The following is an 18,079-nucleotide window of genomic DNA, read 5'->3' on the forward strand; positions in this document are numbered from 1 at the left end:
CCGAGGGGCAAGACAGATGTTCGACTGGTTCGTATTTCAGCAGGGGGCGATCGCCTTCCTGATCGCCTTCGCCATGGCGGGCGCCTTCACCCTGGCCTTCAAGCTGGTCTACCAGTGGGTCACGCCGTATCACGAGCATACGCTGATCCGTCAGGGCAACACCGCCGCCGCCATCGCCCTGGGCGGCGCGCTGATCGGTTACGTCCTGCCGCTCGCCTCGGCCCTGTCGCACACCGTCAGCCTGATGGAGTTCGCCGCCTGGGCTCTGCTCGCCGGGATCATCCAGATCGTCGTCTTCGTCGCCATCAGCCGCATGGCCTTCCGCAACCTGGTCGTCCGTATCGAGGCGGGCGAGATCGCCGCGGCCGTCTATCTGGCCTCCATCTCCATCTGCGTCGGCCTGCTCAACGCCGCCTGCATGACGTCGTGACCGCCATGACCGATCCCAAGGACCTGCCCAAGACCGAGACGATGCGCCGGCTGAAGCGCTCGCGCGTCCTGCACGTCAGCAGCCTGATGGCGACCGCCAGCTTCTCCCTGGCCGCCTGCGGTTCGCCCCAACGCGTCCCGCCGCCCGAGCCCGAGCCGACCCTGGCCTATCAGTCGCTGGACGAGTGCCGCGCCGCCAACGACATCCCTGACGACCAGTGCGACGCCGCCCTAGCCAAGGCCCAGGAAGAGGCCGCCAAGACCGCGCCCCGCTATGCCACGCGCGAGGAGTGCGAAGGCCAGTGGGGGCCGTCCCAGTGCCAGCCCAACAATCAGGGCGGCAACGGCTCCTTCTTCACCCCGCTGCTGACCGGATTCATCATCGGGCAGATGCTGAACGGCGGCGGCTACCGCGGCGGCGGGCCGCTGTATCGTGACCGGGAGGGGCGGCTGTCGAACGGCTACGGCGGCGGCTACACCTATCGTGACTACCGCACCGGCAAGACCCTAACCAATGGGCGCGAGCACGGCGACGTCGCCCGCCAAGCCCCGACACGGGTACAGAGCCGCACCACCGTCGTCTCGCGCGGCGGCTTCGGCGGCGGCGGCCGGAGCTACGGCGGCTAATCCGTCCAGACGTTTGCGGTGACCCTCTCACAGCCTCCGATCCTACCGGGTCGGAGGCTTTCTGCATTCCGGACCCGCCGCTTCGCATTATGGTTCCTTTATGCCCTGAGCCGGGATTCACATCGCGCCGTTACGGCCCCGCGTGATCTCCTCCTGCTTCACTTGAGCTTGAGGAGGCCGGATTGGCCGACGTGATCTTTCTGGCGGTGGGGGCAGGGGCGTTCGCCGCCTTCGCCCTGCTCGCCACAGCATTGAAACGGGTATGACGATGATCGCCATACTCTGGGGGGCGGGGGCGGTCGCCGTCGCCGTTTACATGGTCGCGGCGCTGCTGCGGCCCGAGCGGTTCTAAGGGACCGGGACGGAATTCATGAACATTCAAGGATGGGGCGAGATCGCCCTGACCCTTGGGCTGGCCGTAATGCTCGGCTGGCCCATCGGCATTTATATGTCGCGCGTCTGGAACGGCGAGCGGACCTGGCTGGACCCGGTGCTGAAGCCGGTGGAGGCCGTCTTCTACGGCGCGGCCGGCGTCGATCCGAAGCGCAGCCAGGGCTGGCTGGGATACGCCGGCGCCCTGCTGGCCTTCAACCTGGCGGGCTTTGTGCTGCTATATGCGATCCTGCGTCTGCAGGGCGTGTTGCCGCTGAACCCGCAAGGCTTTGCGGGTGTGTCGCCGCACCTGGCCTTCAACACCGCCGTCAGCTTCGTCACCAACACCAACTGGCAGAGCTATGGCGGGGAGGCGACGATGTCGACCTTCAGCCAGATGGTCGGTCTGACGGTGCAGAACTTCGTTTCGGCCGCAACCGGCGCGACCATTGCGGCCGCCCTGGCGCGGGCCTTCGTCGCCAATCGCGGCGAGGGCGTCGGCAACTTCTGGGCCGACCTGACGCGCACCACCCTCTATGTCCTTTTGCCCGCCGCCCTGATCCTGGCCGTGGCCCTGTCCGGTCTCGGCATCGTCCAGAGCCTGGCAGCCAATGTCCATGCGACCGGCGTCGAGGGCGGGTCGCAGACCCTGCCGCTGTTCCCGGCGGCCAGCCAGGTCGCGATCAAGCAGTTGGGGATCAACGGCGGCGGCGTCTTCAACGTCAACGGCGCCCACCCGTTCGAGAACCCGAACGCCATCACCAACCTGCTGAGCGCCGTCGCGATCAACGTCATGGGCTGGGCCGCCTTCTTCGCCTTCGGCCGCACGGCCCTGGCGGGACGCGACATCAAGGCCTTGGCTGCGGCGGCCCTGATCATCCTGACCGTCTCAAGCGCGGCCATGTATGTGATCGAGACCCAGCCGGCCCCGTCCCTTGTCGCAGCCCAGGTGGACGCCTCGGTGAACATGGAGGGCAAGGAGGTCCGCTTCGGCGCGCCGGCCTCGACCGTCTGGTCCGTCGTCACGACGGGCGCCTCCAACGGCTCGGTCAATTCGATGCACGCCAGCTTCATGCCCTTGGGTGGGGCCTTGCAGATGTTTTTGATGCAACTGGGCGAGATCCTGCCCGGCGGCGTCGGTTCGGGCATCGCCATCATGGTGGTCATGGCCCTGTTGTCGGTCTTCGTCGCCGGTCTGATGGTCGGTCGCACGCCGGAATATCTGGGCAAGAAGATCGAGGCGCGCGAGATCCAGTTCGCCATGATCGCGGTGCTGATCCTGCCGCTGGCGGTGCTGGGGTTCTCGGCGATCTCCGCCGTCTTCCCGACGGCGCTGGCGGGCCTGCTGAACAAGGGGCCGCATGGGCTGTCCGAGATCCTGTACGCCTACACCTCGGCGGCGGCGAACAACGGTTCGGCCTTTGCGGGCCTGACCGCCAATGCGCCCTGGTGGAACACGACCCTGGGACTGGCCATGTTGTTCGGGCGGTTCATTCCGGCCGTCGCCGTCCTGGCCATCGCCGGCAGCCTGGTCGTCAAGCCCAAGTTAGCGCCCAGCCCCGGCACCCTGCCCACCGACAACGGCCTGTTCATCGGCCTGCTGATCGGCGTGATCCTCATCCTCGGCGGTTTGCAGTTCCTGCCCGCCCTCGCCCTGGGACCGATCGTCGAGCACTTCCAGGTGCTCGCTGCGGTCGCCGGCGCCTGATCCCCCGGACATCCTGACATGACACAAATCACATTGGACACGAGCCGGGGGGACCCACGCGAGGGCGGCCGTGCGTCGCCCCTCGCGGGCGGGCTCTCCGGGGCGATGATCGGACGCGCCGTCGGCGACGCCTTCGTCAAGCTGAACCCCGTCAAACTGATCAAGAACCCGGTCATCTTCACCACCTGGATCGTGGCGCTTCTGTCCACGATCTCGGCGGCGGCGGCCATCGCCGGCGGTCAGTCGGCGGGCTTTGCGGTGCAACTGGCCCTGTGGCTGTGGGCCACGGTCCTGTTCGCCAACGTCGCCGAAAGCATCGCCGAGGGACGCGGCAAGGCGGCGGCCGACAGCCTGCGCGCCACCCGCGTCACGACCAAGGCCAAGCTGATCGTCGATCCCAAGACCGGCACGGTGGTCCCGACCAACGCCTCCGAGCTTGAGGTCGGGTCGATCATCCTGGTCGAAGCCGGCGACGTGATCGCCTCGGACGGCGAGATCATCGAGGGCGTGGCCTCGGTCAACGAGGCCGCCATTACCGGCGAAAGCGCCCCGGTGATCCGCGAAAGCGGCGGCGACCGTTCGGCCGTGACCGGCGGCACCACCGTCGTCTCCGACTGGATCAAGGTCCGCATCACCGCCAAGCCGGGCTCGACCTTCCTCGACCGCATGATCGCCATGGTCGAGGGCGCGGACCGCAGGAAGACGCCGAACGAACTGGCCCTGGCCGTGCTGCTGGCCGGTCTGACCCTGATCTTCCTGATCGCGGTCGTGACCCTGGTGGGCCTCGGCGCCTATTCGGGCGTCGATCTGGATCCCATCGTCCTGGGCGCCCTGTTCATCACCCTGATCCCGACGACGATCGGGGGCCTGATGTCTGCGGTCGGCATCGCCGGCATGGATCGGCTGCTGAAGGTCAATGTGCTGGCGACCTCGGGCCGTGCGGTGGAGGCGGCAGGCGACGTCGACACCCTGCTGCTCGACAAGACCGGCACCATCACCTTCGGCAACCGCATGGCGACCGAGGTCATCCCGGTTCCGGGCGTTCGTCCCGAAGCCGCCCTGGCTGCCGCCGTCATGGCGTCCTTGGCCGACGAGACGCCGGAAGGCCGCTCCATCGTCGAACTGGGCCGCAATGCAGGCGTCTCGGTCGATCAACCGGCCGGCGCCGTCGCCATTCCCTTCACCGCCGTGACCCGCCAGTCGGGCCTGGACGTCGGCAAGGACAGCTGGCGCAAGGGCGCGGTGGATGCCGTACTCAAGGACCTGAACCTGACCGACGGTTCGGCCCCGGCCGAGTTTCGTCAGGCCGTGGACCGGATCGCCCGTTCGGGCGGCACGCCCCTGGCCGTCACCCAGAACGGCGCCCTGGTCGGGGTCATCCACCTGAAGGACGTGGTCAAGCCGGGCGTGAAGGCGCGCTTCGCCGACCTGCGCCGCATGGGGCTGCGCACCGTCATGATCACCGGCGACAATCCGGTCACAGCGGCGGCCATCGCATCGGAAGCCGGGGTCGATGACTACCTTGCCGAGGCCACGCCAGAGGACAAGATGCGCCTCATCAAGGCCGAACAGGCCAAGGGCCGGCTGGTCGCCATGTGCGGCGACGGCGCCAACGACGCACCCGCGCTGGCTCAAGCCGACGTCGGCGTAGCCATGCAGACCGGCGCCCAGGCCGCCCGCGAGGCCGGCAATATGGTCGATCTCGACAGCGACCCGACCAAGGTCATCGAGATCGTCGAGGTCGGCAAGCAACTGCTGATCACGCGCGGCGCCCTGACGACCTTCTCGGTCGCCAACGACGTGGCCAAGTATTTCGCCATCATCCCGGCGATGTTCGTGGTCGCCCTGCCGTCGCTGGGTGCGCTGAACGTGATGCGGCTGCACAGCCCCGAGAGCGCCATCCTGTCGGCGGTCATCTTCAACGCCCTGGTCATCGTCGCCCTGATCCCGCTGGCGCTGAAGGGCGTCAAATACCGGGCCATCGGCGCGGGCGCCCTCCTGGGTCGCAACCTGCTGATCTACGGCCTGGGCGGCCTGATCGCCCCGTTCGTCGGCATCAAGCTGATCGACCTCGTCATCTCCGGCCTGGGCCTGGCCTGATGCGCCAGGAGGTTTCCCGCATCCTTCAACTCGTCCTCGCAGTGCTGGTCATTGCGGCCCTGTGGGGCGTGGCGACGATGCGGGAAACCGACCAGCGCAACGGTTCGAACCCCAGAGCCATCCATCCTGTTCAAAATGAGAATTCCAATGCGTAAACCCCTCTCCAAAGCCTCGGGCCGTAACGACGCCTGGTTCGCCGCCGCCTGTATCGCTGGCATCGCCGGCCTGGGCCTGTGCAGCGAAGCCAAGGCCCAGGACGTCTCGGCAAACGTCGCCGTGACTTCCGACTACGTCTTCCGCGGCGTCAGCCAGACCCAGGAAAACCCGGCGATCTCGGCTGGCGTCGACCTGACCAGCAACGGCTTCTACGCCGGCGGCTGGGCCTCCAACGTCGATTTCGGCGACGACACCGACGCCGAGGTCGACCTCTACGCCGGCTATCGGCCCGAGGTCGCCGGCTATGCCCTGGACTTCGGCGTGATCGGCTACCTCTACGCCGGTCAGCCGGACGGCGCGGACTATGATTATGTCGAGCTGAAAGCCGCCGCCTCGCGCGCCGTCGGCCCGGCCACCCTCGGGGCCGCAGTCTATTATTCGCCCGACTTCTTCGGCGCGTCGGAAGACGAGGCGACCTATGCCGAGATCAACGGCGCCGTCAGCCCGGCCGACAAATGGACCCTCTCGGGCGCCGTCGGGCGTCAGTGGGTCTCGTCGGACCTGGACTACACCACCTGGAACCTGGGCGCGGCCTATCAGCTGACCAGCAATCTGGCTTTGGACGTCCGCTATCACGACACCGATCAACACGACTTCGGCGACATCTACGGCGCGCGCGCCGTGGCGACGCTGAAGGCCAGTTTCTGAGGCGACGACCATGGTCAATCAACTTCGCCCGGCCCTCGTCATGACGGCCCTGTTCACCCTGCTGCTGGGCCTGGCCTATCCGCTGGCCGTCACGGGCGTGGCCCAGGTCGCCTTCCCGGATCAGGCCAACGGCAGCCTGGTGCGCGACGCCGGCGGTCAGGTGGTAGGCTCCTCGTTGATCGGTCAGCCGTTCGTCGGCGCGACCTATCTGCATCCGCGCCCCTCGGCGGCGGGCGACGGCTATGACGCCGCCGCCTCGTCCGGCTCGAACCTGGGGCCGCTGAATCCGGACCTGGCGGCGCGGGTCGCCGAAACCGCCCAGGCCATTCGCGCCGAGGACGGCCCCGGCGTCATCCCCGCCGATGCGGTGACGACCTCGGGTTCGGGCCTCGACCCGGACGTGTCTCCGGCCTACGCTCGGCTTCAGGCCGCGCGGATCGCCCGCGCCAGAGGCGTTCCCGTGCAGCAGGTCCAGAGCATCATCGACGAGCGGACCGAGGGAGCCTTCCTCGGCTTCATCGGCCAGCCGCACGTCAATGTCCTGATGACCAATCGCGCGCTGGACGCCCGCTTCGGCGCGGAGGGCTGATTGCCCGAACCGGCGCCCGAAACGCCCGCGACTTCAGCCGTTCCGCGCCGCAAGCGCGGGCGGCTGAAGGTGTTTCTGGGCATGTCGCCCGGCGTGGGCAAGACCTACGAAATGCTGCGCGCCGCGCGCCGCCGAAAGGCCGAGGGGCTGGATGTCGTCGTCGGCGTGGTCGAGACCCACGGCCGCAAGGAGACGATGAGCCTGCTGCGCGGACTGGACGTCATGCCGCGCGCGCCGATCGATCACCGCGACCGCGCGCTGATGGAGTTCGACCTCGACGGCGCCCTGGCGCGGCGTCCCGAACTGCTGCTGGTCGACGAATACGCCCACTCCAATGCGCCGGGGTCGCGCCACCCGAAACGGTGGCAGGACGTGGAGGAGATGCGCGACGCCGGGATCGACATCTGGACGACGTTGAACATCCAGCATCTGGAGAGCCTGTCCGACGTCGTCCTGCGCATCACTGGCGTGCGCCAGAGGGAGGCCGTGCCCGACAGCGCCTTGACCGGCGCCGACGACATCGAGGTCATCGACATCACGCCCGAAGACCTGCGGGCGCGTCTGGCCGAGGGCAAGGTCTATGTGCCCGAGACGGCGCGGGTGGCGTCCGAGAACTTCTTCAAGATCGAGAACCTGACGGCGCTGCGCGAACTGGCCCTGCGCCGCGCGGCCCAGACGGTGGACGATCAGTTGCTGTCGCATCTGCGCGAGCGCGGCGTGGCGGGGCCGTGGGCGGCGAACGAGCGGATTCTGGTGCTGGTCGGCGGCGACGCCATGACCGCATCGCTGGTTCGCACCGGGCGACGGATGTCGGACATGATGATGGACGCCCCATGGTCGGTGGCTCACGTCGAACGGCCCAGCGGATCGCGCGCCGACGCCCGCTCGGCGGGCCGGCTGTCCGAGGGCTTCAAGCTGGCCGAACAATTGGGCGGCCGGCCGGTGACGATCAGCGGCGACGACGTGGTGCGCGCCGTGCTGGATCACGCCCACCGCAACAACGTCACCCAAATCGTCATCGGCAAGACGCGCGGCGGGCGGTTCGCCGAGTGGACCGGTCGGGCGCTGGCGACCGAACTGTTGCGCAAGGCCCAGGGCGTGGCCGTCCACGTCGTGACCGAAGGCGATCTGACCGCCCCCGAACCGGCGCTCAAGCCCGGTGCCCGAGCGGCCCTGGAATGGCGCGCCTATACGACCGGCGCGGGCTTCGTCGTGGCCGCGACCGGCGTCGCCCTGTTGCTGGACACGCGGTTCGAGCGGGTCGATCTGGGCGTCATCTATCTGGCGGCGGTTGTGGCGGCGGGGGTTCTGAACGGCTTGCGGCCTGCGCTGGCGGCGGCGACGCTGGCCTTCCTGACCTACAACTTCCTCTTCCTTCAGCCGCGCTACAGCTTCCTGATCGGTTCGCCGACCGATTTCCTGACCCTTATCCTGTTCTGGGGCGTGGCCTTGGGCACGGGCGCCCTGGCGGGGCGGGTGCGCGAACAGGCCAGGGCGGCCCAACGTCGCGCTGCCGCCGTCTCGGCCCTTCTGGCGGCCAGCCAGACCCTGTCGGCGGGTCAGGATCGCGCCACCACGGCCCGAACCCTGGCTGAACAGGCCTCGGCCGCCGCCGGGGCCGGGGCGGTCGTCCTGCTGCCTGAGGACGACGATTTGACCCTGACGGCCGCCAGTCCCGAAAGCCTGACGCTGGCGCCCGACGCCATGGCCGCCGCCCGCTGGGCCTGGACCCACGGCGAGGTCACGGGACACGGCACCGGCACTCTGCCGCAGACCCATTGGCGGTTTCAGCCTTTACAGGGCGTGCGCGGGCGGGCCGGCGTGGCGGGCATCGACGCCTCGGCCGTGGCGGCGGGCTCGGACGAGGAACGCCTGGCCATGGCATTGCTGGATCAGGGCGCGGTGGCGTTGGAGCGGGCGGATCTGGCCGGTCAGGCGCTGGAGACCGAGACCCTGCGCCGCGCCGACCGTTTCCGCGCTGCCCTGATGAACTCGGTCAGCCATGATCTGCGCACGCCCCTGTCCACCGTCCTGGGATCGGCGACGACCCTGATCGACTATGGCGCGACCCTGAAGCCCGAGGTCCGCGACGACCTGCTGCTCAGCATCCGCGAGGAGGCCGAACGCCTGTCGCGCTATGTCGGCGACTTGCTGGACATGACCCGGCTGGAGGGCGGGGGGCTGAACGTCCGCACCGACTGGAGCGATGTGCGCGACATCCTGAACGCCGCCGCCGACCGGGTGTCGCGCCGCCTGGGCCAGCGCCGCATCACGCGCGACTTCCCGGCTCAGCTCAGCATGGTCGAGGCCGATCCGGGCCTGCTGGAACAGGCGGTGGTCAACATTCTGGAAAACGCCATTGCCTACAGCCCCGACGGCACGACCATCGAACTGGCGGCCTATGAGGATCGCGGCGCCGTCGTCATCTCCATCGAGGACGAGGGGCGCGGCATTCCCACTGCCGAGCTGGAGCGCGTGTTCGACAAGTTTCGCCGCATGGAGGAGTCCACCGACCGGGCCAAAGGGGCGGGCCTGGGCCTGGCCATCGCCAAGGGCTTCGTCGAGGCCATGCGAGGCCGCATCGCCGCCGCCAGCCCGATCCAGGATGGACCGGACGGCGGCAAGCTGGGCACCCGCATCCTGATCAGCCTGCCCAAGTCCATCGCCACCCACCCGGATCTGCTGTGATGTCCGCCGTTCGCCCCCAGGTTCTGGTCATCGACGACGAGCCCCAGATCCACCGCTTCCTGGCCCCCGCCCTGGACGCCGCCGGCTATGAACCTCGCCGCGCCGACAGCGGTCAGGAGGGCCTGCGCGCTATCGCCCTGTGGAGCCCCGACGCGGTCGTGCTGGACCTGGGTCTGCCCGACATGGACGGCAAGGACGTGCTGACGCGCGCGCGGGACTTCTATCAGGGACCGATCATCGTCCTGTCCGCCCGCGACCGCGAGGCCGAGAAGATCGTGGCGCTGGATCTGGGCGCCAACGACTATGTGGAAAAGCCGTTCGGCGTCGGCGAACTGCTGGCCCGCATCCGCGCCGGCCTGCGTCAGGGCGCGTTGACGCCGGTCGCGGGCGGCGTGGTCACGGTCGGGGATGTCGCGATCGATCTGGACCGCCGCATCGTCACCCGCGCGGGCGAGCGGGTGAAGCTGAGGCCCAAGGAATACGACGTCCTGGCCTATCTGGCGCGCAACGCCGGCAAGGTGCTGGGCCACGTCGATCTGCTCAAGACTGTCTGGGGCGCCGGCCATGCCGACGACGTGCAATATCTGCGGGTCGTCGTCGGCCAGCTCAGGCACAAGCTGGAGGTCGATCCGGCCGAGCCGACCCTGGTGGTCACCGAACCCAGCGTCGGTTATCGGCTGAACGTCTGATCGTCCTGCTGGCGTCGGCCGCCGGACTTCCCTTATTAGAGACGGCGCTTTCGCCCCACCACAGACCGGACCGACCCGCCTCATGACCGCATCGCCGCCCCGGATCGGAGGCCTGGACGTCGAAAGCTGGGGCGACCCGGAGGATCCCATAGTCCTGCTGATCGGCGCGCCCGAGCGTCTGTCGGGCGACTGGCGGCGCTCGGTGCGGGCGCTGGTCGAGGCCGGGCGTCATGTCGTCCTGGCGGCCGATTTCGATCAGACCGAGGACGGCCCGGCGGCGCTCAGGCGGCTGCTGACCGAAATCCCGTCGCGCCCGGCCATCGTCTGTGCGGACGAGACCTTGCCGGTCGTGGCCCCCGCCCTGGCCGTCACCGGCCCGGCCCTGGCCAGTTGTCTGGTGATCGTCGCCGCAGAAGGGCAGGGCGCGCTGTCGCCCGAGGTCGAGACCCTGCTGGCCGGCGTGCCGATTCAGGTGGTTTTACGCGGCGACGATGCCGAGGCCGAGAACGCCGCCCTGCTGGGCTTCCTCGAACGCCAGGCCCCGCGCGAGGCCATGCTCTATCAGGCCGGGTCCGACCCGCGCACCCTGCGCGACGCCCTGGGCTGTTTCGCGACCGGGGTGACGGTGGTGACCACCCTGGACGAGGCCGGACAGCCCGTCGGCCTGACCGCCAACTCCTTTTCGTCGGTGTCGCTGGACCCGCCGCTGATCCTGTTCTGCCTGGCGCGCTCGTCCACCAACGTCGAGCGTTTCCGTCAGGCCGAGCATTTCGCCATCAACGTCCTGCACATCGGCCAGCAGCCGACCTCCGGCGTCTTCGCCCGGTCCCAGGCCGACCGGTTCCAGGACGTGGCGTGGGAGACCTGGGACACCGGCGCGCCCATCCTGTCCGGCGCCCTGGCCAGTTTTGAATGCGGCACGGAGCAGATCGTCGAGGCCGGCGACCACCTGGTCATCATCGGCCGGGTCAAGCGCGCGCGGTTCGAGCCGCGACGCGATCCCCTGCTCTATTTCCGGGGCAAGTATCGGCGGCTGCACTTCTCCTGACGCTTTGAATTGATCGGTCGGATCGCTATCTGTCGCCGCAAGCAAGAGGAACCGCTTCATGTCCGATCCCGTCGTCATCGTCTCCTACGCCAGAACCCCGATGGGCGGTTTCCAGGGCGCGCTGTCGGACGCCAAGTCCACCGACCTGGGCGCCGTCGCGGTCAAGGCGGCGCTGGAGCGCGCCGGGCTGGACCCAAACAAGGTCGAGCAGATCATCATGGGCTGCGTCCTGCCCGCCGGCCTGGGCCAGGCGCCGGCGCGTCAGGCGGGGATGGGGGCGGGCCTTCCCGTCTCGACCGAGGCGACTACCATCAACAAGATGTGCGGCTCGGGCATGCAGGCGGCCATGATGGCGCATGACGCCCTGGCGGCCGGGTCCGCCGACGTGATCGTGGCGGGCGGCATGGAGTCCATGACCAACGCTCCGTATCTGATGCAAAAGCACCGGGGCGGCGCCCGCATCGGCCACGACGTCATTTCCGACAGCATGTATCTGGACGGGCTGGAGGACGCCTACACCCCCGGCAAGCTGATGGGTCAGTTCGCCGAGGACACGGCCAAGGTCTATCAGTTCACCCGCGAGCAGCAGGACGCCTACGCCATCGAAAGCGCCGGCCGGGCCAAGCGGGCTCAGGACAGCGGCGCCTTCGACGCCGAGATCGCCCCGGTCGAGGTCAAGACCCGCAAGGGCCCCGTCATCATCGACCGCGACGAACAGCCGACCAAGTCCGATCCGTCCAAGATCCCCAACCTGAAGCCCGCCTTCGGCAAGGACGGCACCATCACCGCCGCCTCGGCCGCCTCGATCTCGGACGGCGCCGCCGCCCTGGTCATGATGCGTCAGTCGACGGCCCAGGCCCTGGGCCTGACGCCCATCGCCCGCGTCGTCAGCCAGGCCGCCCACGCCCAGGAGCCCAGCCTGTTCACCACCGCCCCGGTCTTCGCTTTGCAAAAGGCGCTGAAGAAGGCCGGCTGGAGCGCCGACGACGTCGATCTGTGGGAGGTCAACGAGGCCTTCGCCATCGTGCCGATGATCGCGATGCAGGAACTCGGCATCCCCCACGACAAGATCAACGTCAACGGCGGCGCCTGCGCCTTGGGCCACCCGCTCGGCGCATCCGGCGCCCGCGTCCTGACCACCCTGCTCTCCGCCCTGAAAGCCCACGGCAAGACCAAGGGCATGGCCGCCCTCTGCATCGGCGGCGGCGAAGCGACGGCGATGGGCGTGGAGTTGGTTTAGGGGTTTTTGGCTCTGGGGCCCTCTTGGTTGACTTGGGGAGCTTCCTCCAACACTGGGAATAGGACATCCATCGCCTAATCGATCAAGTTTGGGTTGCCACCAGCGGACGTTGAAGCCCGGCCGAGAAGCGTATCTTTACGAGCGGCGGGCGTTTGATCCATGTTTCTACCCTAAGGCTAGCTAGCTCCTGCTTTCGACAAGAAGTGTGGAGCGCTCAGATTGCAACTATCCCCCTTAAGGTGCCCAGTCCGGCACCTTACGTCCGTTTTTGTCGTGTTGACGTGTTTAATCTGCCGATCACCGCGGCGATCGACGGCACGGCATGCCTAAGCCGCTGGAAGCTCATAGGCAGGCGTGCTGGCGCGCTTTAGGTTAAGTCAATCGCGGCGTCTGAAAGCGCCCGCAATCAAGCTGCTCGGGGGAAAGATGCAGAAGCTCAAGATTGATCTCGAAAACTGCTACGGGATCAAAAAGCTTAATGTTGAATTCGATTTCACGAAGTGCCAGGTCGCCGCCGTATACGCGCCGAACGGCGCTATGAAATCTTCACTGGCAAACACCTTTCAAGCGCTCGCGGATGGCAAGCAACCGATCGACCGGTTCTTTCCTGATCGCGTGACGGCCTGCTCCGTCGTCGATGAGAGCGGAGCTGCGATCAAGCCGGAGGAAATTCTCGTCGTCCGCCCCTATGATGAAAGCTTCGGCCATTCAGCCAAAACGTCGGCATTGCTCGTAAACGCGACGCTTCGAGACGAATATGAGAGGCTCCACGCGGACCTTGACGCCACCAAGGCGGAGTTCTTGAAGGCTTTGAAAGCCACCTCAGGCTCCAAGCGCGACCTCGAAGCAGAAATCTCCTCGACCTTCACGCCGACGAACGATCAGTTTTACGCCGCCCTCGCGCGGGTCAAAGATGAGGTCGCCTCGCTAACAGAAACACCTTTCTCAAGCGTCGAATATGACAAGCTTTTCGACGAGAGGGGGCTTTCTGTACTTAATCAAGAATATTCTAAAGACATAATTGCAGATTATATAAAGAAATATAACGAACTAATTGATGCTTCGACTTATTTCAAGCGCGGAACGTTCAACTATTTCAATGCCGGACAAATCGCGAAAAGTTTATCTGACAATGGCTTCTTCAAGGCCGATCACACCATCATGCTCAAGGGCGGTGGTGATGTTCAAATCAAGACCGAGCAGGAGCTGAAGGAGATCATCCAGAAAGAACGCGACGTGATCACGAATGATCCGGCGCTTCGAAAGAAGTACGAACAACTCGCGGCGCTACTGGAAAAGAACGCAGATGCCCGAAAATTCGAGGCATATCTGTCCGATCACGAAGACCTCCTTCCGTACCTCACGAACATCGCGGCCCTTAAGGATTTGGTTTGGAAGTCGTACTTCAAAGCGAACGAAGATGTCTATTTGCGCTTGCTCGATCAACGCCAATCGACTGAGAAGCGACGTCTAGAAATCGAGGCTGCAGCTGCGTCGGAGCGAACGCAATGGCAGGAGGTTATCGACATCTTCAACGACCGGTTCTCGGTGCCGTTCAAGCTGGCACCCAAGAACCTAATCGCCGTTGCGCTGGCGAAAGAGCCGATGCTTGCTCTCGATTTCAGGTTTGAAGACGCGGGTGAATCTGTGAGCGTGAATCGCGCAGATCTCATAGCAGGCTTGAGCACCGGCGAGCGCAAAGCGTTTTATCTTCTGAATGTGTTGTTCGAGATTGAGCTACGTCGAAAGCTAGGTGCGCCCACCCTTGTTATCGTTGACGACGTCGCTGACTCCTTTGATTACAAGAACAAATATGCAATCGTACAGTATCTCGGCGATATTGCCGAGGACGGACTGTTCCGCCAGATCATACTCACGCACAATTTCGACTTCTTCCGTACGGTCAACTCGCGCGGAATCGCTTCTTATAGCTGCTGCTTCATGGCGTCGAAGTCTAGCGCTGGAGTCACGCTCTATCCGGCGCAGGGTATCAACAATATATTTGTCAACGACTGGAAGCTGAACTTCTTCGTCGATGAAAAGAAGCGCGTGGCCTCAATTCCCTTTATGCGGAATCTTATCGAATTCACGAGCGGGGATAACGACCCCAACTTTGCGAAGCTGACGGACCTGCTGCACGTCAAACAGGGGTCTGCCGCAATCACGCATGGCGATCTCGACGCCATTTACAATCAGCTCTTCGGGGGGGACGCGGCGCACTCAAACCCTGCCAAGACGGTCTTTCAGTCAATCGACGAATCTGCGGCAGCTTGCATCGCTGCTGCCGAAGGCGCGAACTTCGAAAACAAAATCGTGCTCGCCATCGCCGTGCGGCTGGCGGCCGAACGGTACATGATCGCCAAGATCGCAGACCCAACGTTTACAAACGCCATTTCCTCGAACCAAACCTCACGGCTAGTGCGCAAGTTCAAAAAGGAATTTCCGACCGAGACGGCTGGGATCAAGGTTCTTGAACGAGTGGCGCTGATGACGCCCGAGAATATTCATCTCAATTCGTTCATGTATGAACCGATCCTAGACATGTCGGATGAGCACCTTCGGCGCTTGTATCAAGACGTGATCGCTCTTCAATGAACACGATGCGTAGTGCTAGTTGAACCCTTGAGCGGGTCGGTAAGAGCCATTATCTCCTGCGATTGCTGGGGGTAAGCGCGCCACCCTAAGCCGCAAACGCCGCCCGGATCGGCTGCACCGTCTGGTCCGGCCGCTTTACCGGCAGGTCGAAGCTGACCACCGTGCCGACGCCCGGTTCGCTTTCCATGGTCAGCTGGCCGCCGTGCATCTCGATCAGGGCCTTGGTCAAAGCCAGGCCCAGGCCGGTCCCTTGCGTGGTCTTGGAATGCTGGCCCTCGACCTGTTCGAACGGGCGGGCCAGGCGCACCAGGTCTTCGGGGGCGATGCCGATACCGGTGTCGGCGCAGGCGACGCGTATGCGGTCCTCGCCCGCCGGGCCTGCGAACCGGTTCAGCGACACGACGATGGACCCGCCGTCGGGCGTGAACTTCACGGCGTTGGAGATCAGGTTCAACAGCACCTGTTTGACCCCGCGATGGTCGGCCTCGATGTCGGGCAGGTCGCCGCCCTCGACGGAAATCTTCAGCCCCGCCTCCTGAACCTTTCCGCGCATCAGGCGCACCGCATCCTCGCACACCTCGCGCAGCGACACCGGCTCATAATGCAGGGTCATCTTGCCGGCCTCGATCTTGGCCATGTCCAGCACGTCGTTGATCAGGCTGAGCAGGTGCTGGCCCGACTTCAGGATGTCGCCGGCATAGCCCTTGTATTTTTCGTTCAGCGGCCCGAACAGCTCGCTGGCCATGATCTCCGAGAAGCCGTTGATGGCGTTCAGCGGCGTGCGCAGCTCGTGGCTCATGTTCGCCAGGAACTCGGACTTGGCCTGGTTGGCGGCCTCGGCGCGGGTCATGGCGACCTCGTATTTTCGGGCCAGCAGCGCCAGCGTCTCACGGCTGGCTTCCAGCTGGTCGACGGTGACGCGCAGGTCGTCGGCGGCGCGGCGGCGCTCGGCCTCCTGGCGTTTGATGGCGGTGATGTCGGCGGCGGTGACGACCGAGCCGCCTTCCGAGGTGAACCGTTCGGACAGCTGCAGCCAGCGCCCGTCGTGCAGTTCGACCTCGCGCAGGCCCGCCCGCCCGCCAGCGGGTTTATGCTCGGCCTTGATGGCCAGGGCGGCGATGCGGTTCAGCTCATCCTTCAAAGCGCCGCGCCGCACGATGCTGTGTTCGAAGCCGAAGGCGTCCTCGAACGCCTGGTTCCACAGGATCAGCCGGCCCTGCCGGTCGAACAGGACGAAGGCGTCGGAGATGCTTTCCACCCCGTCGCGCAGCCGGCTCTCGGCGGCCTGGGCGGCGGCCTTGGCGCGGCGGGCCTCGGTGATGTCCAACGCCACGCCCAGAATGGCGGTGAAGCCGTTCTCCCCGCGCGCCCCCCGCGCCTGGCCCCGCGCGTCGATCCAGCGTGTGCGGCCGTCGGGGCCGGCCACCGGGAAGGTGATCTCGAAGGCGCCATAGGCGGCGGCCTGGCGCAGGGCGTGCAGCACCTCTTCGCGGAACCGCGGATGGACGCGGGCGATCACGTTCTCGGCCGAGGTCACGCCGCCGCGCTCGAACCCCAGCAGGGTGGCCATATAGTCGGACAGGGACACCTCGTCCTTCTTCAGGTCCCATTCCCACACGCCGCAACGCGCGGCCTCGACCGCGATGCGGAACCGCTTCTCGGTGGCGATGCGCTCGCGGTGCTGGCGGGTCTGGCGAAAGCCGTAGAAGACGAACAGGGCGACGACCACCAGGCCCAGCAGCAGCGGCACGCCCACCAGCCAGGCGTCGTCGAAGAAGGAGGTCGCGTCGCCCTGGGACAGGGTGACCACATAGGGACCGTCTGCGGTCGTGCGGGCGGCGGTCGCCATCCGTGTCTCGCCGCCGACCGTCACGGTGCGCGGCGCCCCATCGCCGGCCAGCGCAGCGGCGTCGGCGCCGATCAAGGCCCGGATCGGCTGACCGACTTCGGCGGCGCGCCGCGAGGCCAGCACAACCCCGGCCGCCGACACGATCCGCGCGTCGCTGGACGCGGGCAAGACCGGGTCGATCCGCGCCTCCAGCCGGACCCCGTCGACGCTGGCCGACGACGCGACGACGGCGCCCTCTCCTTGCGTCGCCTGAACCGTTTCGCCGGGACCGATCAGCGAAAACCCGACCTGGGGCGCAACCCGCCGCGCGGCCTCGACCACTTCGATGGGCGGGCGGCCGGCGCGAATGACCGTCTGGCCGGCGGCGAGGCCGGCGTCGGCGGACTGGATCAGGACTCCGGTCTGGCTGGCGACCAGCTGCGTGTTCAGCGTCAGGTTCTCGGCTTCCAGTCGGCTGACATCCCGTGTCGGTCTGGTGATTTCGCGTGACGCCAGAAGCACATAGCCTGTGGCGATCAGGGCCAGGACCAGCACGGAAATGCGCAGCCAGGCAGGCGCGCCGGGGGCGCGGTCGGAGGCGCGACGCCCCGACCGATTTTCCCGCCGCTCCTCGTCGCGCAAGCCCCGTCCCCCCGGCAAATCTGCTGTCAGGGGAATCTAGGCTGCGTCGCGGATTCCTGTCGAGGCTTGGTGCGCGCTTTTAACGGTATTTTAAGCCGGTGTGACCGGCGCCGGAAGGCGGTCCGGCGCAGGTTCCAGAACCCGGGTCACGCCTTGCAGCGTATCGCGCGCCTGGCTGGCCAGGGTCAGCACGGCGGGCGGGGCGTCGTCGGGCGCCTCCGACACCATGTCCACCAAGCCCTGGGCGATCTGCATCAACTGGGGCGCAGCGGCGATCAGCCGGGCCTGAAGCTCGATCTGCTGCGGGTCGCGGTCGTATTCCGCGCCCGGCACGCGCCAGCCGCCCCAGTCCGCCCGGTCGGTCACCACCACGGGATAGGTGCCGGGGTGGGGGTGATGCAGGCAGTCCTCGGGCAATTGCCACTTGTTGCGCGCCCGCAGCAGCCGCCATTCGCCCACGCCCTCTTTCGCCGACGGATCGTCCATCGCCAGCATCAGCTCGCTGGCGGTGAACTCGCGCCCCAGCCCGACGTCATAGGTGACGCGCACGGGCTCGTCGAAGCCCTTGGCCCAGACGGGCTGGACCTGTTCGATGAAGGCCCAGGCGCCGACGCATTCGACCCAGACCTTCTGACCCTTCTGGAACTGCGCGCGCGCCAT

15 protein-coding genes are annotated in these 18,079 nt (G+C 66.6%); 13 read left to right on the forward strand and 2 right to left on the reverse strand.

The annotated features are described in order from the left end of the window. The first annotated feature begins 16 nt into the window (after window positions 1-16). From EGY25_RS09930 to EGY25_RS09985, 13 genes are all read left to right on the forward strand, one after another. The gene (locus EGY25_RS09930) at window positions 17-430 is read left to right on the forward strand and encodes a DUF350 domain-containing protein (protein WP_135194814.1); all 414 of its coding nucleotides are present in this window, start codon (window positions 17-19) and stop codon (window positions 428-430) included. Between the two features lie 5 nt (window positions 431-435). After that, complete coding sequence (locus EGY25_RS09935) at window positions 436-1,056, forward strand: DUF1190 domain-containing protein (RefSeq protein WP_209308028.1); 621 nt, start codon at window positions 436-438, stop codon at window positions 1,054-1,056. Between the two features lie 262 nt (window positions 1,057-1,318). Continuing rightward, window positions 1,319-1,408: a potassium-transporting ATPase subunit F gene (locus EGY25_RS09940; protein WP_135194816.1), complete on the forward strand. Its 90-nt coding sequence runs from the start codon at window positions 1,319-1,321 to the stop codon at window positions 1,406-1,408. A gap of 18 nt (window positions 1,409-1,426) precedes the next feature. Further along, complete coding sequence (gene kdpA / locus EGY25_RS09945) at window positions 1,427-3,136, forward strand: potassium-transporting ATPase subunit KdpA (RefSeq protein WP_135194817.1); 1,710 nt, start codon at window positions 1,427-1,429, stop codon at window positions 3,134-3,136. Between the two features lie 18 nt (window positions 3,137-3,154). After that, on the forward strand, window positions 3,155-5,236 hold the full coding sequence (kdpB, locus tag EGY25_RS09950) for a potassium-transporting ATPase subunit KdpB (protein WP_135194818.1): 2,082 nt from the start codon (window positions 3,155-3,157) through the stop codon (window positions 5,234-5,236). After that, window positions 5,236-5,391, forward strand: coding sequence for a hypothetical protein (locus tag EGY25_RS16550; RefSeq protein WP_167762531.1), 156 nt, complete (start codon window positions 5,236-5,238; stop codon window positions 5,389-5,391). Before kdpB ends, EGY25_RS16550 begins: the two co-directional genes overlap by 1 nt. Further along, window positions 5,384-6,100 (forward strand): TorF family putative porin, encoded by a 717-nt coding sequence (locus EGY25_RS09955; RefSeq protein ID WP_135194819.1) that lies wholly within the window; start codon window positions 5,384-5,386, stop codon window positions 6,098-6,100. Before EGY25_RS16550 ends, EGY25_RS09955 begins: the two co-directional genes overlap by 8 nt. Window positions 6,101-6,110: 10 nt before the next feature. Continuing rightward, on the forward strand, window positions 6,111-6,689 hold the full coding sequence (gene kdpC / locus EGY25_RS09960; RefSeq protein WP_135194820.1) for a K(+)-transporting ATPase subunit C: 579 nt from the start codon (window positions 6,111-6,113) through the stop codon (window positions 6,687-6,689). Then, window positions 6,690-9,377 carry a sensor histidine kinase gene (locus EGY25_RS09965; protein ID WP_135194821.1) on the forward strand — a complete coding sequence of 896 codons (2,688 nt, stop codon included), beginning with the start codon at window positions 6,690-6,692 and terminating at the stop codon, window positions 9,375-9,377. Next, window positions 9,377-10,066, forward strand: a complete 690-nt coding sequence (locus EGY25_RS09970; protein WP_135194822.1) for a response regulator — start codon at window positions 9,377-9,379, stop codon at window positions 10,064-10,066. The genes EGY25_RS09965 and EGY25_RS09970 overlap by 1 nt, the downstream gene beginning before the upstream one ends. Window positions 10,067-10,148: 82 nt before the next feature. Next, the gene (locus EGY25_RS16665) at window positions 10,149-11,114 is read left to right on the forward strand and encodes a flavin reductase family protein (protein WP_135194823.1); all 966 of its coding nucleotides are present in this window, start codon (window positions 10,149-10,151) and stop codon (window positions 11,112-11,114) included. A gap of 58 nt (window positions 11,115-11,172) precedes the next feature. After that, the gene (locus tag EGY25_RS09980; protein ID WP_135194824.1) at window positions 11,173-12,354 is read left to right on the forward strand and encodes an acetyl-CoA C-acyltransferase; all 1,182 of its coding nucleotides are present in this window, start codon (window positions 11,173-11,175) and stop codon (window positions 12,352-12,354) included. A 426-nt stretch (window positions 12,355-12,780) separates the two neighbouring features. Further along, on the forward strand, window positions 12,781-14,949 hold the full coding sequence (locus EGY25_RS09985) for a phage infection protein (protein ID WP_135194825.1): 2,169 nt from the start codon (window positions 12,781-12,783) through the stop codon (window positions 14,947-14,949). A gap of 85 nt (window positions 14,950-15,034) precedes the next feature. On the opposite strand, the gene EGY25_RS09990 is transcribed toward EGY25_RS09985, so the two are convergent. Both EGY25_RS09990 and EGY25_RS09995 read right to left on the reverse strand, forming a co-directional pair. Continuing rightward, complete coding sequence (locus EGY25_RS09990; protein ID WP_135194826.1) at window positions 15,035-17,419, reverse strand: sensor histidine kinase; 2,385 nt, start codon at window positions 17,417-17,419, stop codon at window positions 15,035-15,037. Between the two features lie 90 nt (window positions 17,420-17,509). After that, entirely contained in the window at window positions 17,510-18,079 is a 570-nt protein-coding gene (locus EGY25_RS09995) for a hypothetical protein (protein WP_135194827.1), read from the reverse strand.

Origin of the sequence: Brevundimonas intermedia (assembly GCF_004614235.1) — a bacterium.
GTDB classification, from domain to species: Bacteria; Pseudomonadota; Alphaproteobacteria; order Caulobacterales; family Caulobacteraceae; genus Brevundimonas; species Brevundimonas intermedia_A.

Excerpts from the sequence above, each read along its gene's own strand:
- EGY25_RS09930 (WP_135194814.1), top strand. The coding sequence starts at position 17 with ATGTTCGACTGGTTCGTATTTCAGCAGGGGGCGATCGCCTTCCTGATC.
- EGY25_RS09935 (WP_209308028.1), top strand. The coding sequence starts at position 436 with ATGACCGATCCCAAGGACCTGCCCAAGACCGAGACGATGCGCCGGCTG.
- EGY25_RS09940 (WP_135194816.1), top strand. The coding sequence starts at position 1,319 with ATGACGATGATCGCCATACTCTGGGGGGCGGGGGCGGTCGCCGTCGCC.
- kdpA (WP_135194817.1), top strand. The coding sequence starts at position 1,427 with ATGAACATTCAAGGATGGGGCGAGATCGCCCTGACCCTTGGGCTGGCC.
- kdpB (WP_135194818.1), top strand. The coding sequence starts at position 3,155 with ATGACACAAATCACATTGGACACGAGCCGGGGGGACCCACGCGAGGGC.
- EGY25_RS16550 (WP_167762531.1), top strand. The coding sequence starts at position 5,236 with ATGCGCCAGGAGGTTTCCCGCATCCTTCAACTCGTCCTCGCAGTGCTG.
- EGY25_RS09955 (WP_135194819.1), top strand. The coding sequence starts at position 5,384 with ATGCGTAAACCCCTCTCCAAAGCCTCGGGCCGTAACGACGCCTGGTTC.
- kdpC (WP_135194820.1), top strand. The coding sequence starts at position 6,111 with ATGGTCAATCAACTTCGCCCGGCCCTCGTCATGACGGCCCTGTTCACC.
- EGY25_RS09970 (WP_135194822.1), top strand. The coding sequence starts at position 9,377 with ATGTCCGCCGTTCGCCCCCAGGTTCTGGTCATCGACGACGAGCCCCAG.
- EGY25_RS16665 (WP_135194823.1), top strand. The coding sequence starts at position 10,149 with ATGACCGCATCGCCGCCCCGGATCGGAGGCCTGGACGTCGAAAGCTGG.
- EGY25_RS09980 (WP_135194824.1), top strand. The coding sequence starts at position 11,173 with ATGTCCGATCCCGTCGTCATCGTCTCCTACGCCAGAACCCCGATGGGC.
- EGY25_RS09985 (WP_135194825.1), top strand. The coding sequence starts at position 12,781 with ATGCAGAAGCTCAAGATTGATCTCGAAAACTGCTACGGGATCAAAAAG.
- EGY25_RS09995 (WP_135194827.1), bottom strand. The coding sequence starts at position 18,079 with ATGGCGCGCGCGCAGTTCCAGAAGGGTCAGAAGGTCTGGGTCGAATGC.